This is a genomic window from Mycolicibacterium mageritense, assembly GCF_010727475.1.
Taxonomy (GTDB): domain Bacteria; phylum Actinomycetota; class Actinomycetes; order Mycobacteriales; family Mycobacteriaceae; genus Mycobacterium; species Mycobacterium mageritense.
Map to the genome: position 1 here is coordinate 7,395,482 of NZ_AP022567.1, position 14,714 is coordinate 7,410,195.

At 69.0% G+C, this 14,714-nt stretch carries 16 protein-coding genes; 8 read left to right on the plus strand and 8 right to left on the minus strand.

Features of this window, described 5'->3' with window-relative positions; translation table 11 throughout:
- Nucleotides 1-11: 11 nt before the first annotated feature.
- Entirely contained in the window at nucleotides 12-656 is a 645-nt protein-coding gene (locus tag G6N67_RS35765) for an HAD-IA family hydrolase (protein WP_036440429.1), read from the plus strand.
- A 22-nt stretch (nucleotides 657-678) separates the two neighbouring features.
- Here the strand turns inward: G6N67_RS35765 and G6N67_RS35770 are convergent, their stop codons facing one another.
- The 4 genes from G6N67_RS35770 to ctaC form a co-directional block, all read right to left on the minus strand.
- Nucleotides 679-1,272: a DUF2561 family protein gene (locus tag G6N67_RS35770; protein ID WP_036439042.1), complete on the minus strand. Its 594-nt coding sequence runs from the start codon at nucleotides 1,270-1,272 to the stop codon at nucleotides 679-681.
- Nucleotides 1,272-2,183, minus strand: a complete 912-nt coding sequence (locus G6N67_RS35775; protein ID WP_163642427.1) for an MmpS family transport accessory protein — start codon at nucleotides 2,181-2,183, stop codon at nucleotides 1,272-1,274. Before G6N67_RS35775 ends, G6N67_RS35770 begins: the two co-directional genes overlap by 1 nt.
- A 179-nt stretch (nucleotides 2,184-2,362) precedes the next feature.
- Nucleotides 2,363-2,782, minus strand: a complete 420-nt coding sequence (locus G6N67_RS35780) for a cytochrome c oxidase subunit 4 (protein ID WP_036439039.1) — start codon at nucleotides 2,780-2,782, stop codon at nucleotides 2,363-2,365.
- Between the two features lie 12 nt (nucleotides 2,783-2,794).
- Complete coding sequence (gene ctaC / locus G6N67_RS35785) at nucleotides 2,795-3,784, minus strand: aa3-type cytochrome oxidase subunit II (protein ID WP_370466156.1); 990 nt, start codon at nucleotides 3,782-3,784, stop codon at nucleotides 2,795-2,797.
- 231 nt (nucleotides 3,785-4,015) lie between these two features.
- On the opposite strand from ctaC, the gene asnB reads away from it, so the two are divergent.
- A complete protein-coding gene (gene asnB, locus G6N67_RS35790; RefSeq protein ID WP_036439033.1) occupies nucleotides 4,016-5,998 on the plus strand; it encodes an asparagine synthase (glutamine-hydrolyzing) in 1,983 nt (660 codons plus the stop codon).
- A gap of 2 nt (nucleotides 5,999-6,000) precedes the next feature.
- Here the strand turns inward: asnB and G6N67_RS35795 are convergent, their stop codons facing one another.
- Nucleotides 6,001-6,978, minus strand: coding sequence for a carbohydrate kinase family protein (locus G6N67_RS35795; RefSeq protein ID WP_036439032.1), 978 nt, complete (start codon nucleotides 6,976-6,978; stop codon nucleotides 6,001-6,003).
- 169 nt (nucleotides 6,979-7,147) lie between these two features.
- Between G6N67_RS35795 and G6N67_RS35800 the strand changes: the two genes are divergently transcribed.
- Nucleotides 7,148-7,756, plus strand: a complete 609-nt coding sequence (locus tag G6N67_RS35800; protein WP_036439030.1) for an Rv0361 family membrane protein — start codon at nucleotides 7,148-7,150, stop codon at nucleotides 7,754-7,756.
- 37 nt (nucleotides 7,757-7,793) lie between these two features.
- Here the strand turns inward: G6N67_RS35800 and G6N67_RS35805 are convergent, their stop codons facing one another.
- Complete coding sequence (locus G6N67_RS35805; protein WP_036439028.1) at nucleotides 7,794-8,150, minus strand: HesB/IscA family protein; 357 nt, start codon at nucleotides 8,148-8,150, stop codon at nucleotides 7,794-7,796.
- A 172-nt stretch (nucleotides 8,151-8,322) separates the two neighbouring features.
- Between G6N67_RS35805 and G6N67_RS35810 the strand changes: the two genes are divergently transcribed.
- From G6N67_RS35810 to G6N67_RS35825, 4 genes are read left to right on the plus strand one after another with little or no spacing between them, the layout of a single operon-like run.
- Nucleotides 8,323-9,003 carry a DUF3043 domain-containing protein gene (locus G6N67_RS35810; RefSeq protein WP_036439026.1) on the plus strand — a complete coding sequence of 227 codons (681 nt, stop codon included), beginning with the start codon at nucleotides 8,323-8,325 and terminating at the stop codon, nucleotides 9,001-9,003.
- Between the two features lie 30 nt (nucleotides 9,004-9,033).
- The gene (gene cobU, locus G6N67_RS35815) at nucleotides 9,034-9,567 is read left to right on the plus strand and encodes a bifunctional adenosylcobinamide kinase/adenosylcobinamide-phosphate guanylyltransferase (RefSeq protein ID WP_036439024.1); all 534 of its coding nucleotides are present in this window, start codon (nucleotides 9,034-9,036) and stop codon (nucleotides 9,565-9,567) included.
- Complete coding sequence (cobT, locus tag G6N67_RS35820; protein WP_036439022.1) at nucleotides 9,564-10,625, plus strand: nicotinate-nucleotide--dimethylbenzimidazole phosphoribosyltransferase; 1,062 nt, start codon at nucleotides 9,564-9,566, stop codon at nucleotides 10,623-10,625. The genes cobU and cobT overlap by 4 nt, the downstream gene beginning before the upstream one ends.
- A complete protein-coding gene (locus G6N67_RS35825; protein ID WP_036439020.1) occupies nucleotides 10,622-11,347 on the plus strand; it encodes an adenosylcobinamide-GDP ribazoletransferase in 726 nt (241 codons plus the stop codon). The genes cobT and G6N67_RS35825 overlap by 4 nt, the downstream gene beginning before the upstream one ends.
- Here the strand turns inward: G6N67_RS35825 and G6N67_RS35830 are convergent.
- Nucleotides 11,344-12,450, minus strand: coding sequence for a branched-chain amino acid aminotransferase (locus G6N67_RS35830; RefSeq protein ID WP_036439019.1), 1,107 nt, complete (start codon nucleotides 12,448-12,450; stop codon nucleotides 11,344-11,346). The genes G6N67_RS35825 and G6N67_RS35830 overlap by 4 nt on opposite strands.
- Nucleotides 12,451-12,472: 22 nt before the next feature.
- On the minus strand, nucleotides 12,473-13,579 hold the full coding sequence (gene gcvT, locus G6N67_RS35835) for a glycine cleavage system aminomethyltransferase GcvT (RefSeq protein WP_036439017.1): 1,107 nt from the start codon (nucleotides 13,577-13,579) through the stop codon (nucleotides 12,473-12,475).
- Between the two features lie 56 nt (nucleotides 13,580-13,635).
- Here gcvT and G6N67_RS35840 point away from each other — a divergent pair, with 56 nt between their 5' ends.
- Entirely contained in the window at nucleotides 13,636-14,712 is a 1,077-nt protein-coding gene (locus G6N67_RS35840; protein ID WP_036439016.1) for an adenylate/guanylate cyclase domain-containing protein, read from the plus strand.
- The last annotated feature ends 2 nt before the right edge of the window (nucleotides 14,713-14,714 follow it).

Genomic DNA, 14,714 nt, shown 5'->3' on the forward strand with positions numbered 1-14,714 from the left:
ACAGTGCTGACGTGACATGGAATGCGTGCGCGATCCTGTTCGACATCGACGGCACCCTGGTGGACTCCACACCGGTCGTCGAACGGTCGTGGCGCACATGGGCTCACGAGTATGAGGTCGACGCCGAAGAGGTGCTGCGCGTCTGCCACGGCCGTCGGACCGAAGACACCGTCGCCGACTTCGTCGCGCCGCGGCATCGAGCCGAGGCGGTGGCCAGGCTGCAGGCGTTGGAATCGGCGGACCTTGCGGGCGTCACGGCCTTGCCAGGGGCTCACGTGGTGCTCGAAGCGCTCCCGCCGTGCCGGTGGGCCGCGGTCACATCCGGCGAACGGGCGCTGATGACCGCCCGACTGGCGGCCGCGCAGCTGCCCATTCCCGAGACACTGATATGCGCCGAGGACGTTTCGGCGGGCAAGCCGAGCCCGGAAGGCTACCTCAAGGTAGCGGCCGCGTTGAGCTTCGCTGCCGCACAGTGCGTTGTGGTGGAAGACGCGCCGGCCGGGATCAGCGCGGGCAAGAGAGCAGGCGCACGGGTGCTGGCGCTGACGACCACTCATACGGTTCGTCAGGTGGCGGGCGCAGACGCCACCGCACCCGATCTTTCTGCCGTGGTCGTCGGGTACGCCGACGGCAGTGTCACGGTGTCGATCCGATAGGACCGCGCTCGCGCCGTCGGAGCTAGGCGGTCACGGCATCGAGCTGACGCAGCGCGACGATGGGCAACGCCACCATGCCCGCTGTGACCACGCCGGCAAGGCCGTACAGGCACCATGCGGCGACATCACTGTCGGTTGCCATCAGATAGGTCGCGATACCGGTCGCCGCTGTGGCGATACCCATGGCACACGCGACCGCCAAGGTGTAGCGCAACCACACCTGCTCGACCTTCGCGGTCGCCGAATTCTCGTCGCGCCCATAGCCACTCACCACGACCGGGGCGCCGGCGCCCGGCCCGCCGAGCGGTCGCCGCGGCGGCAGCGGCTGCTGAGACGGACGCAGGACGCCGCTCGCGGGTTGCCGCGAATCGGCCTGTGCCCGGGCCCGGAGCAGCAGGGGAACCGCGGCCGCGATGACCACGACCGAGATCCCGATGATCGTGTACAGCAGCCATGGCGTATCCGCCGAGTCCGCGTTCTGCACGTGCCCGCGCCCGAGGTCCACGAGTGCCACCGCGGCGGCCACGCCCGCACCCAGCGCGGCCAGCCAGACCGCGGCACAGGCTCCGAGCAGAATCCGGTCGGTCCCGTCCAGGCTGTCCAGCGGTCCGGTCATCAGCAGGCTGTCTGGGCCGAGTTGTTGGCGTTGGAGGACAACACCGTGCCGTCGCTCGCGGTGATGGAGCAGTTCAGCCGGCTCACCAGGAACAGGCTGGAGGCCTCCACCGAACCCACGTCCGAATTGGAGATGGGGGTCATGGTGAACGTCCACGGGATGTAGACGTTGCGCAGCGTGCGGCGGTTTCCGTTGCCGTCGACGTAGGTGATCGTGATGATGTCGCCGGGCGCCTTGGTACCCGTCACCGAGTACGTCACCTGGCGCGGGCCCGAGCGTGTCGTCGTGGGCGGCGCCGGGGTCGTGGTCGCGGGCGGCGGTGGGGGCGCCTCGGATGTCGGCGCGGGCGCGGGCGGGGGCGGCGGGGGCTCGGTCACCGTCACCGTCTCCGGTGGTGGCGGCGGAGGCGGTGCCTCCGACGTCGGCGGCGGGGGTGGTGGCGGCGGAGGCGGAGCCTCCGTCGTGGTGGTGATCTCGTCCTGCACGGGCGGTGTCGAAGGCGTCGTGCTGGTCTCGGGCGTCGCCAGGTTGGTGGTGCTGTCGTCGCGCGTCACCAACACCGACACCGATACGACGAGCGCGATGGCCGCGATGATCGCGGTGATGCCGACGACCCAGGGCCAGCGTGGCGGCTTCTGCGCGTCCGCGAGCTCACTGGCCGGGTCGTAGCTGTCGTAGTCGTACAGCGCGATGTCGGCCGGAACGTATGGGCCGCTGGTGAACTGCTCCGATTCGGGCGCGGAGTACGCCTGCGAGTAGATCTCGGTTTCGCCGGTGCGCGGTTCGGGCGCCCCGACCTGCGCCTGCTCATCGTGCTCGGGTTCAGGTTCGGGTGCGGAATGCCTACCGGGTTTGTCATCCGGCAGATCCGAACCGACAGCATCCGGCTCAGTGGGATCCGGCCCGCTCATCTACGCCTATCCTTCTCGACTGCTTCACTGCCGCGCCGGGCGAACCCTATTGTTCGCAGCTGACAGTGCCCCGGCAACATTACCCAACCGGACGGCGAGAGTGTTCCCGGCGGTGCCGGTGGCGGGTCGACTGGTGTCCCGATTGTGACCTTGATCAGCCGATCGGGACCAACCGCAACTCAGTGCTTTTCCGGGCCCCAGTAGTACTCGAAGACCAGGCCGCCGACGGACACGAGCACGAAGCACACGCCTGCGACGATCAGCCACGGCAACCACAGCGCGGTGCCCACCGCGGCGGTCGAGAACGAAAGCGCGATCATGATCGGCCACCAGCTGTGCGGCGCGTAGAAGCCCAGTTCGCCTGCGCCGTCGCTGATCTCAGCGTCCTCGTAGTCCTCGGGCCGGGTGTCGAGACGGCGGGCCACGAAGCGGAAGAAGGTACCGGTGATCAACGTGAGGCCGGTGGTCAGCACGAGCGCGGTGGTGCCGGCCCACTCCACGCCACCGGTGGCGAACATCGCGGTCAGCACGCCGTACACGACGGCCGACAAGGCGAAGAACGCAGTCAGGATCTCGAACAGCCGGGCTTCAATATGCATGAGGTGTCGTCCCTACTTGCTCGCCTGCGGTGCTTGCTCACCGCGTCGGGTGTCGAACGGCTCGGTCGTGGTGGCCAGCGGCGCCTGGTTGATGGCGGCCAACGCCTCGGCGTTGGTCTTGCCCGCAGACCGCTGATCGATGTAGGCCTTGAAGTCGTTGGGCTCCACCACGCGGATCTCGAAGTTCATCATCGAGTGGTAGGTGCCGCACATCTCGGTGCAGCGCCCGACGAACGCGCCGGTCTCCTGGATCTCGCTGACCTGGAAGATGTGGTCCGAGTGGTTGGCCACCGGATCCGGCATGACGTCGCGCTTGAACAGGAACTCGGGAACCCAGAAGCCGTGGATCACGTCGGCCGAGTTGAGCTGGAACTCGATGCGCTTGCCCTTCGGCAGCACCAGCACCGGGATCTCGGTCGAGCTGCCCAGGGTCTCGATCTTGTCGAAGTTCAGGTAGGTGCGGTCCTCGGGGTTGAGGCCGCGCACCGCGCCGACGCGTTCCTTGCCGTGCTCGTCGGTGCCCTCCGGCTTGGAGGTCATCGCGGCCTTGCGCTCGGGGTCGGCGCCGTCGTAATCGAATGTGCCGTCGGCGTAGTCGATCTTCTGGTAACCGAACTTCCAGTTCCACTGGAAGGCCGTGACGTCGATGACGACCTCGGGATTGGGATCCTTGTGCAGCATGCGCTCCTGCACGACCACGGTGAAGTAGAACAGCACCGAGATGATGAGGAACGGGATGACCGTCAGCACCAGTTCCAGCGGCATGTTGTAGCCGAACTGGCGCGGCAACTCGGTGTCGGTCTTCTTCTTCCGGTGGAAGGCACTGGCCCAGAAGATCAACGCCCACACGATGGCGCCAACGACGAACGACGCGATCACCGATCCGAGCCACAGATCACGGTTCAGTTTGCCTTCCGGCGTGATGCCGTTCGGCCAGCCCAGGCCAAGCACTTCCTGCCAGCTGCAACCGCTCAGCAGCACGGCCGTACCGCCCAAGACCATTGACAACGCCACCACCCGGAGCCCGCGAGGTGTCACGTTGGCGCCTCCTAGAAGTCGGTAAAACTCGACCGCGAGCGGTCATCAACTCAGCGAATACTACGCAGCGTAGACCACGCCGGTGCGCGGGGAGAAAGCGACCGGGGAATGGGTTCCGCGCGGCGGCCGGCGCAGCGACTCACGCAAGGGTCGGGTGAAACCTCGACATGTTCGGCGAACAGGCATACTGGCGCGGTGTGTGGACTGCTGGCCCTGGTAACTGACCCGTCGCGAGCCGCCCAGGGTGAGGTCTCCCCCGAGGCCGAAACCCGGCTCGTCGACGCGGTGGCGGGGGCGTCGCACCTGATGCGGCACCGCGGCCCCGACGAGCCCGGCACGTGGGCCGAGACCGGCCCGGACGGCGCGAGCGTCGTACTCGGTTTCAACCGGCTGTCGATCATCGACATCGCCCACAGCCACCAACCGCTGCGGTGGGGCCCGGCCGACGCTCCGGATCGCTACGTGCTGGTGTTCAACGGCGAGATCTACAACTATCTGGAGCTCCGTGACGAGCTCCGCGACAAGCACGGTGCCGAATTTCACACCGACGGCGACGGCGAGGCCATCGTCGCGGCCTACCACCACTGGGGCGCCGATGCGCTGAGTCGGCTGCGCGGCATGTTCGCGTTCGCCCTGTGGGACACCGAGACGCGCGAGTTGTTCTGTGCGCGCGACCCGTTCGGCATCAAGCCGTTGTTCATGGCCACCGGGCCAGGGGGCACCGCGGTCGGCAGCGAGAAGAAATGCCTGATGGATCTGGCGCAGAATCCGGACCTGGCGCTCGGTATCGATCTGGATATCGACGCGCGGGCGCTGCAGCACTACACCGTGCTGCAGTACGTGCCGGAGCCCGAGACCCTCAACCGGGGCATCCGCAGGCTCGAATCGGGCAGCTACGCCCGGATCCGCCCGGGCGCGGCGCCTGAGGTGACCCGGTATTTCGTGCCGAAGTTCGCCGCCGTGCCGTTCGTGGCGGGCGGCGAGCAGTCCAGGTACGACGAGATCACGGCCGCGCTGGAGGATTCGGTCGCCAAGCACATGCGCGCCGATGTCACGGTCGGCGCGTTCCTGTCCGGGGGCATCGACTCGACGGCCATCGCGGCGCTGGCCATGCGGCACAACCCCCGGCTGATCACGTTCACCACCGGTTTCGAGCGCGAGGGTTTCTCCGAAGTCGATGTCGCGGTGGCGTCCGCCGAGGCAATCGGCGCCCGGCACGTCACCAAGGTGGTCAGCCAGGCCGAGTTCGTCGAGGCCCTGCCGGAGATCGTCTGGTATCTCGACGAGCCCGTGGCCGATCCGGCCCTGGTGCCGCTGTTCTTCATCGCGCGCGAGGCCCGCAAGCACGTCAAGGTGGTGCTGTCGGGAGAAGGCGCCGACGAGCTGTTCGGCGGGTACACGATCTACCGCGAGCCGTTGTCGCTCAAGCCGTTCGACTATCTGCCGCGCCCGGTGCGCAAGTCGTTGGGCAAGGCGTCCAAACCGCTGCCGGAGGGCATGCGCGGCAAGAGCCTGCTGCACCGCGGCTCGCTGACGCTCGAAGAGCGCTATTACGGCAATGCGCGCAGTTTCTCCGACGATCAGTTGCGGGCCGTGCTGCCGGGTTTCCGTCCGCACTGGGTCCACACCGATGTCACCGCGCCCGTGTACGCGGCGTCGCAGGGCTGGGATCCGGTGGCGCGTATGCAGCACACCGATCTGTTCACGTGGTTGCGCGGCGACATCCTGGTCAAGGCCGACAAGGTGACCATGGCCAACTCGCTGGAGTTGCGGGTGCCGTTCCTCGATCCCGAGGTGTTCGCGGTCGCGTCCCGGCTTCCGGTCGACGCGAAGATCACGCGGTCGACGACCAAGTTCGCGTTGCGCAAGGCGCTCGAACCGATCATCCCGGCCCACGTGCTGCACCGCCCCAAGCTGGGCTTCCCGGTCCCGATCCGGCACTGGCTGCGCGCCGGTGAGCTGTTGGACTGGGCCTACGCGATGGTCGGCTCGTCACAGGCCGGTGAGCTCGTGGATCTCGCCGCGGTGCGCACCATGCTCGATGAGCACCGCGGCGGCGTCAGCGATCACAGCAGGCGGTTGTGGACCATGCTGATCTTCATGCTGTGGCACGCCATCTTCGTCGAACACAGCGTGACCCCGCAGATCAAGGAGCCGCACTACCCCGTGCAGCTTTAGGGCTACGCGCCGAGGGCCTTGCCGATCTCGGCGCCGGCGTCGGCGCCGTACGCCTCGGACAGCCGCCGCACGGCGTCGTCACGATCCCAGCTCCATTCCTGCGGCCCGGGCGCCTCGAGCACCAGGACCGCGACGAGCGACGCGAGCTGCGCCGCGCGTTCGAGGCTCAGACCTGCGCTGCGCCCGGTGAGGAACCCGGCCCGGAAGGCGTCGCCGATGCCGGTCGGGTCGTCCTTGTGGGTCTCGGGGACGACGTCGACGTGAACGAATGTGCCGTCGCGGCCCACGATGTCGACGCCCTTCTCCCCCAGCGTCGTGACCCGGAGCTCGATCTGGCGCATCACCTCGGCTTCTGACCAGCCCGACTTCTGCAACAGCAGATCCCACTCGTAGTCGTTGGTGAACAGGTAGGTGGCGCCGTCGATGAGCTTGCGGATCTCCTCGCCCGAGAGCCGGGCCAGCTGCTGCGAAGGATCGGCGGCGAAGGCCAGGCCGAGCTCGCGGCATTCCTGGGTGTGCAGGAACATCGCCTCGGGGTCGTTGGCCCCCACGATCACCAGTTCGGGTTTACCGGACCGCGCGACCAGGTCGGCAAGCGAGATGGTGCGCGCCTCCGACATGGCGCCCGGGTAGAACGAGGCGATCTGGGCCATGTCCTGGTCGGTGGTGCAGACGAAGCGCGCGGTGTAGGCCGTCGACGACACGAGGACGCTGTCGCAGTCCACGCCGTGCGAGGTCAGCCAGCCGCGGTAGTCGTCGAAATCCTTGCCGACGGCGCCGACGAGCGTGACGTCGCCGCCCAGCACGCCGATGGCGTACGCCATGTTGCCCGCGACGCCGCCGCGGTGGATGACCAGCTCGTCGACCAGGAAGCTCAGCGACACCTTCTGCAGGTGGTCCGCCAGCAGTTGTTCGGAGAACTTGCCGGGAAACTTCATCAGATGGTCGGTCGCGATCGAGCCGGTAACTGCGATGGTCACGAAGCGTCACCCTTCATTTCGTTAAGTCGTCTAGGTAAGGCTACGCGCGCGGGTTGACGCCACAAGCGCTCACGGCCCCACGTCCCGGCTTGCGCTAACCTGCGTATAACCGTATGCCCGGTCGCCATAGATCAGGTGACCCACCTCCATATCGCGGGGAGCGCCCTTAATGACTGGTACCTACCAGTACCCCGAATCCGTTCCGCCCCAGCCCTACCCGGAGCAGACGCCGTCCGCGTACCCGGGGATGCTGCCGCCGCCGGTGCCCTATCCGAAATCACGCAGGCGCTGGCCGAAGATCGTGGCCGCGGTGCTGGTGGTGGCGGCGCTGGCCGCGGTCGTGACGGTGGTGATCATCGCCGGCCGCAAGGCGTCGTCGCAGGGTTCGGTGCTGTCCGCCGATCGCGCGAAATCAGCGATCCAGGAGTATCTGACCGCGCTGACCAACGGGGACGACGAGACGGTCGCACGCCACACGCTGTGCGGCCTGTACGACGCGGTGAAGGAGCGCCGGGCCGATCTGGCGGTGGCCGGCCTGGCCAGCGACGCGTTCCGCAAGCAGTTCAGTCAGGCCGAGGTGACCAACATCGACAAGATCGTGCCGTGGTCGGGCACGCAGGCTCAGGTGTTGTTCACGATGAAGGTGGTGCCTGCGGACGGTGCAGGCCGGGGTCAACGCCCGCAAAACGACGAGCAACAGGGCGTCGCGCAGCTGCTCGTGCAGGACAACAACGTCCTGGTGTGCTCGTATGTGCTGCGCACCGGCGGTCAGTACTGACGTTCAGCACCGACCGCCCGCGCGGTCCAGGTCAAGCTCAGTTGAACGAATCGCCGCAGGCGCACGAGCCGGTGGCGTTCGGGTTGTCGATGGTGAAGCCCTGCTTCTCGATGGTGTCGACGAAGTCGATGGTCGCGCCCTGCACGTACGGCGCGCTCATACGGTCGACGGTCAGGTTGACACCACCGAATTCGGCGGTGAGGTCACCGTCGAGGGTCCGGTCGTCGAAGAACAGGTTGTAACGCAGGCCTGCACAGCCGCCCGGCTGCACGGCGATACGCAGGGCCAGGTCATCCCGGCCCTCCTGGTCGAGCAGCGCCTTCGCCTTGGTCGCCGCGGCGTCAGTCAGGGTGACACCGTGGGTTTCGGTGGCGGTCGCGTCCTGAACAGTCATTGCTCTCCCTAAAGCGTTCCTGGGCATCGCTGATGCCGAAGTTCCTGGCGAACCCGCGGGTGAGCCCGCGAATCCACCAACTCAACGGTACCTTGTTCTGCCGCTATTCCCGAGTTATCCCCAGGCTGGGCCCTTCGGCTTCGCCCACAGTGCGGGCAGTAACCTGGCTGACGTGAAACTGCTGGGCCGCAAGAACGACGACGATGGCGCCGACCGGGGCGACGAACCCGCCGACGACGGTATCGAGACCGCGGCTGACAGCAATCAGACCGGTACCACCGCACCCAAAGGCAGGCCGACGCCCAAGCGCAGCGAGGCCAGCCGGCGCCGGGGTCCGGTGGCTCCCGCCCCGCTGACCGCGGCCGAGGCCCGTAAACGGCGCAAGGAACTGCAGGGCCCCAAGCTCAGCAAGGAAGAGCGCAAGGCCGAACGGCTGACGCGCCGCGCCGACATGGCCGACCGCCGGGAGCGGATGATGGCCGGCGAGGACGCCTACCTGCTCCCCCGCGACAAGGGACCGGTGCGCCGCTACGTGCGCGACATCGTGGACTCGCGCCGCAACGTGCTCGGGCTGTTCATGCCCGCCGCGCTGTCGATGATCTTCTTCATGCTGGCGCTGCCCGCGGTGCAGTTCCAGCAGATCCTGTCCTACGCGATGCTGGCCCTCGTGCTGGTGATGATCGTCGACGGCCTGCTGCTCGGCCGCAAGGTCAACCGCATGGTCGACGAGAAGTTCCCCGGCAACACCGAAAGTGGTTGGAAACTTGGGTTCTACGCGTCGAGCCGGGCCTCGCAGCTCCGGCGCATGCGGGCTCCGCGGCCCATGGTCAACCGCGGCGACAAGGTCGCTTGATGCCGCGTCCGGTCATCCGGGTCTGACGGCGTGCGCATCCTGGTGCTCGGCGGGATCCGGTCGGGAAAATCACAGTGGGCCGAGGCGGCCATCACCGCGGCGACCGGCGCGGCCGAGCCCGTGCGTTACGTCGCGACCGGTGCGACCACCGACCGTGACCCGGCATGGGCGGCCCGCGTGGCCGCCCATCGGGCGCGTCGTCCCGCGCGGTGGAGCACCGTCGAGACCGCCGAGCTGGCCACCGAGCTGACCGAAGCGCCCGCGTCCGCGGCGCTCGTCGACGACATCGGCGGCTGGCTCACCGCGGTCATGGACCGGCGCGAGGCCTGGGGCGGGGCGCCCATCGACGCCGACGTCGACGAACTCGTCCGCGCTGTCGCTGGTTTCACCGGTGAGCTCGTGCTGGTGAGCCCCGAGGTCGGGCTCACGGTCGTGCCCGCGACCGAGGCCGGACGACGTTTCGCCGACGAGTTGGGCACGGTGAATCAGCGCCTGGCCGCGGTGTGTGAGCGCGTGGTGCTCGTGGTGGCCGGCCAGCCGGTCACGGTGAAGGAGCCGAAATGACCGAATCCGGACCGGAATTCGCCCCGGTCGCGCCACCGGATGCCGAGGCGGCCGCGGCCGCTCGGGCACGTCAGACGCGGTTGACCAAGCCGCCGGGCTCGCTCGGCAGGCTGGAAGACCTGTCGGTGTGGGTCGCGGCATGCCAGGGCGAGTGCCCGCCGCGACAGTTCAGCCGGCCGCGCGTGGTGGTCTTCGCGGGCGATCACGGCGTGACCGCGGCCGGGGTCTCGGCGTACCCGTCGGCGGTGACGGGCCAGATGGTGGCCAATTTCGACGCGGGCGGGGCCGCGATCAACGTGATCGCGGAGGTGGCCGGTGCCACTGTCCGGGTGGCCGACATCGCCGTCGACTGCGACGAGCCACTGTCGGCCGCGATCGGCGCCAACAAGGTGTGTCGCTCAAGCGGTGACATCTCGCGCGAGGACGCACTGTCCGCAGCGGACACGGTCGCCGCGATCGCGGCGGGCCGCCGGATCGCCGACGAGGAGGTCGATTCCGGGGCCGACCTGTTGATCGCGGGCGATATGGGGATCGGAAACACCACGGCGGCAACGACTTTGATCGCGGCGCTGACGGGTGCCGAACCTGTCGCGGTGATCGGGCGCGGCACCGGGATCGACGATCACGGCTGGATGCGCAAAGCCGCTGCCGTGCGCGATGCGCTGTACCGGGCCCGCACGGTGACCGAGGATCCGGTCGGCCTGCTGCGGGTCTGCGGCGGCGCCGACCTGGCGGCGATGGCCGGATTCTGTGCGCAAGCGGCGATGCGGCGTACACCGGTACTGCTCGACGGCATGGTGGTGACGGCCGCGGCCCTGGTTGCCGACCGGCTGGCCCCCGGTGCGCGCGCGTGGTGGCAGGCCGGGCACCGCTCCACCGAACCCGCGCACAGCCTGGCCCTGCAGCGGCTCGAACTGGAGCCGATCGTGGATCTCGGGATGCGCCTCGGCGAGGGCACCGGCGCGGCCGTGGCACTGCCGGTGGTCCGTGCCGCGGTGGCCACACTGGCATCGATGGCCACCTTCGACGAGGCCGGGATCTCCGAAAACACTCCATGATCCGTTCGCTCGCTTCAGCTTTCGCGTTCGGCACGGTGCTGCCGGTGCAATCGTCGGCCGGCGTCGGGCGCTCTGCGCTGGCCGCGCTGCCCGTGGTGGGGGTGGCGCTCGGCGCGCTCGCGGCCGGCGTCGTGTGGGTGGGCCAGCGGGTTTTCGAGCCGGGCAATCCCCTCCCGGGCCTGCTGGCCGTGGCCGTGCTGCTGCTGGCGACCCGCGGCCTGCACATCGACGGACTCGCCGACACGGTCGACGGCCTGGGGTGTTACGGGCCGCCCGAACGTGCGCTGGCGGTGATGCGCGACGGTTCGGCGGGGCCGTTCGGTGTGGCGGCCGTCGTGGTGACGCTCGGCGCCCAGAGCCTGGCGCTCGCACAGCTGAGCCTGCCGGCGATCGTGGTCGCCGTCGCGGCGGGTCGCGTGGCGGCCGTCGCGGCGTGCCGGCGCTCGGTGCCCGCCGCGGCAGGCAGTTCGCTGGGCGCCGCGGTGGCGGGCAGTCAGCCGGCCGCCGTGGTGCTGGGTTGGCTGGTCGCCCTCGCGGCGGCGGCAGTGTGGACCGGTCCCCGCCTGTGGCAGGGACCGGTCGTCGTGCTGATCGCGGTGGGCCTCTCGGTGCTGCTGGTCGCCCACTGTGTGCGCCGGTTCGGCGGCATCACGGGTGACGTGCTCGGCGCGGTCGTCGAGGTGACGACGACCGTGACCGCGGTGGGCCTGGCGGCCGGCTAGTTCAGCCGGGCCATCCAGCCGTGGGTGTCGACGAAGGTGCCGCGCTGGATCCCGGTCAGGGTGTCCCGCAGCGCCATGGTGATCTCCCCGGGCTGGCCGTCGGCGATGGTGAACTCACCGTCGCGGTGTTTGACGTGCGAGACCGGGGTGATGACGGCGGCCGTGCCGCACGCGAAGACCTCGGTGATCTCGCCCGCGGCGGCCTTCTTCTGCCATTCGTCGACGTCGATCTTGCGTTCCTCGACCGCGAAACCCGCGTCGGTTGCCAACTGCAGCAACGAGTCCCGTGTGATTCCCGGCAGCAGCGAGCCGGACAGCTCGGGCGTGACCAGGCGCGCCGAACCGCCGCTGCCGAACACGAAGAACAGGTTCATGCCGCCCATCTCTTCGACGTAGCGGCGTTCGATGGCGTCGAGCCACACCACCTGGTCGCACCCGTTGTCGGCGGCCTGCGCCTGCGCGAGCAGCGACGCCGCGTAGTTGCCACCGAACTTCGCCGCGCCCGTGCCGCCCGGAGAGGCACGCACGTACTCGTGCGAGAGCCACACGCTGACGGGTTTGATGCCGCCCTTGAAGTACGCCCCGGCCGGTGAACCGATGGCCAGGTAGCGGTACTCGTTGGCGGGACGCACGCCGAGACCCGGCTCGGTCGCGATGATGAACGGCCGCAGGTACAGCGACTCCTCACCGCCCGCCGCGGGCACCCACTGCCCGTCGATCGCGATGAGCCGGCGCAGCGACTCGATGAACACCTCGTCGGGCAGCTCGGGGATCGCGAGCCTGCGGCACGAGGACCGCAGCCGCGCCGCGTTGGCCTCGGGGCGGAACGACACGATCGAGCCGTCCGCCCACCGGTAGGCCTTGAGCCCTTCGAAAACCTCTTGCGCGTAGTGCAGCACGATGGCCGACGGATCGAGTTCGATCGGGCCGTACGGAACCACCTTGGCGTCGTGCCAGCCCTGCCCCGCGGTGTAGTCGATCGACACCATGTGGTCGGTGTGGTACTTGCCGAACCCCGGGTTGGTCAGGATCGATTCGCGTACCGCATCGGTCGCCGGGTTCGCATTGGCAGAAACCGTGAACTCGAGCAGGCCGCTAGTCATACAGCGATTGTATAGCCCGAGGCTAACGAGTTTTCGCCGCCACGAACGGGGGTTTGACGACCTCGCATTCGACCGCGCGACCACGCACGTCGACCGTGACGCGCGCGCCGTCGGCGATTCCGCTCGCGGTGTCGATGAGTGCCAGCGCGATCCCGACCTTCAAAGTCGGAGAAAAGGTTCCCGACGTAGTGACACCCACCTGGGTGTCGCCGTCGAGCACCGCGAGGTCGGCCCGCAGCACGCCGCGGCCGACCGCCTTGAGGCCACGCAGCACACGCGTGGGCCCGGCCTCCTTCTCGGCCAGCAGGGCGTCGCGTCCCCAGAACGCGTCCTTGCGCCAGCCGATCGCCCAGCCGCAGCGGGCCTGCAGCGGCGAGATGTCCAAGGACAGCTCGTGGCCGTGCAGCGGGTAGCCCATCTCGGTGCGCAGCGTGTCGCGGGCGCCGAGGCCTGCGGGCTCTCCCCCGGCCGCACGCACGGCCGCCACCAGTGCGTCGAACACCACCCCGGCGCGGTCCCAGGCGGGCAGCAGTTCGTAGCCGTGCTCGCCGGTGTAGCCCGTACGGCACACCCGGACGAACACGCCGTCGAACTCGGCGTCGGCATAGCCCATGTAGTCCATGTCGGTGGGCAGCCCGAGCGCGGCGAGCACCTCGGTCGACTTCGGCCCCTGCACGGCAAGCACGGCATAGGACCGGTGCTCGTCGGTGATGGTGAGGCCCGCAGGGGCATGTTTCTGCAGTTCGGCGACCACCGCGGCGGTGTTGGCGGCGTTGGGCACCAGGAAGATCTCGTCGTCGGAGACGTAGTACGCGATGAGGTCGTCGATAACCCCGGCCACGCCTCCGTTGTCTTTGCAGCACAGGGTGTACTGGGCCTTGCCGGGGCCGATGCGGTCGAGGTCGTTGGTCAGCGCCGCGTTGACGTATGCCGCGGCGCCAGGACCGCGCACGAGTGCCTTGCCCAGGTGGCTCACGTCGAACAGGCCGACGGTCTCGCGCGTCGCGGTGTGCTCGGCGACGGTTCCCGCGTAGGACACCGGCATCAGCCACCCGCCGAATTCGGCGAAGCCGGCGCCCAGCTCGCGGTGGCGGTCTTCCAGTGGTCCGTGCAGCAGGTCCTCACTCACGACCTCACACCCTAATCCCGGCCCTGATCGCGGCGGAGGCCTGCCACACTTGATCGGTGGTCGATTTCGATGCGCTGGAGGCGGCCGGGATCGCCGACGCGCGCAGGCGTGCGCCACTGATCGAGTACCTCGCCGGGCTGGGGTTCACCGCCGAGGAGATGGTCGACGCGGAGCGCCGGGGCAGGCTCTTCGGCCTGGCGGGCGACGTACTGCAGTGGTCGGGACCGCCGACCTACAGCCTGGCCGCGGCCGCCGAGACGCTGGGCTTGCCGATCGCCGACGTGCAGCGGGCCTGGGCCGCGCTGGGCCTGACCGTCGCAGGCCTCGACGTGCCCGCCCTGAGCCAGGCCGACGTCGACGGACTGGCGACCTGGGCCGAGATGCGTGCGGTGGTCGGTGAAGAAGCCGCAACGGGGCTGTTGCGCGTGATCGGCTCCGGCATGGCGCGCCAGTCCGAGGCGATCTCGTCGATCGTGCGGGCCGGCTCCCCCGATGTCCAGCTCGACTACTCGCACAACGAGCTCGCCACGGCGCGGGCCTACCGGGCGGCCGCGGCATTCGTACCGCGCATCGGCGCGCTGGCGGACGCGGTGCACCGGCATCACCTGATGAACACCCGTGCGTACTTCGAGCACGTCGTCCGAGAAGAAGGGTCAAGTGTGGTGTGCGGCATCGGTTTTGCCGACCTGTCGGGCTTCACCTCGCTCACCCGGATACTGACCACGACCCAGCTTTCGGCCCTGCTCAACGAGTTCAGCGCGACCTGCTCCGACGTCGTGCACGCGGCAGGCGGGCGGGTGGTGAAGTTCATCGGCGACGAGGTCATGTGGGTTGCGCCGACCCCGGACGCGCTGGTGCAGGTCGCGGTCGACCTCGTCGAACACCCGCGGGCGCGCGAGGCGCACCTGCAGGTGCGCGCGGGCCTGGACTTCGGCACGGTGCTCGCAATCAGCGGCGACTACTTCGGAAACCCGGTCAACCTCGCGGCCCGGCTGGTGTCGGCCGCCGGGCCGGGCCGGATCCTGATGTCGGCGGCGCTGCGTGCCGCGCTGCCGGACCGGCCTGCCGTGATGCAGGAACCGTTGCCCCTGAAAGGCTTCGACGAGCCGGTCCCGGCCTACGCGCTGAGCTGAAC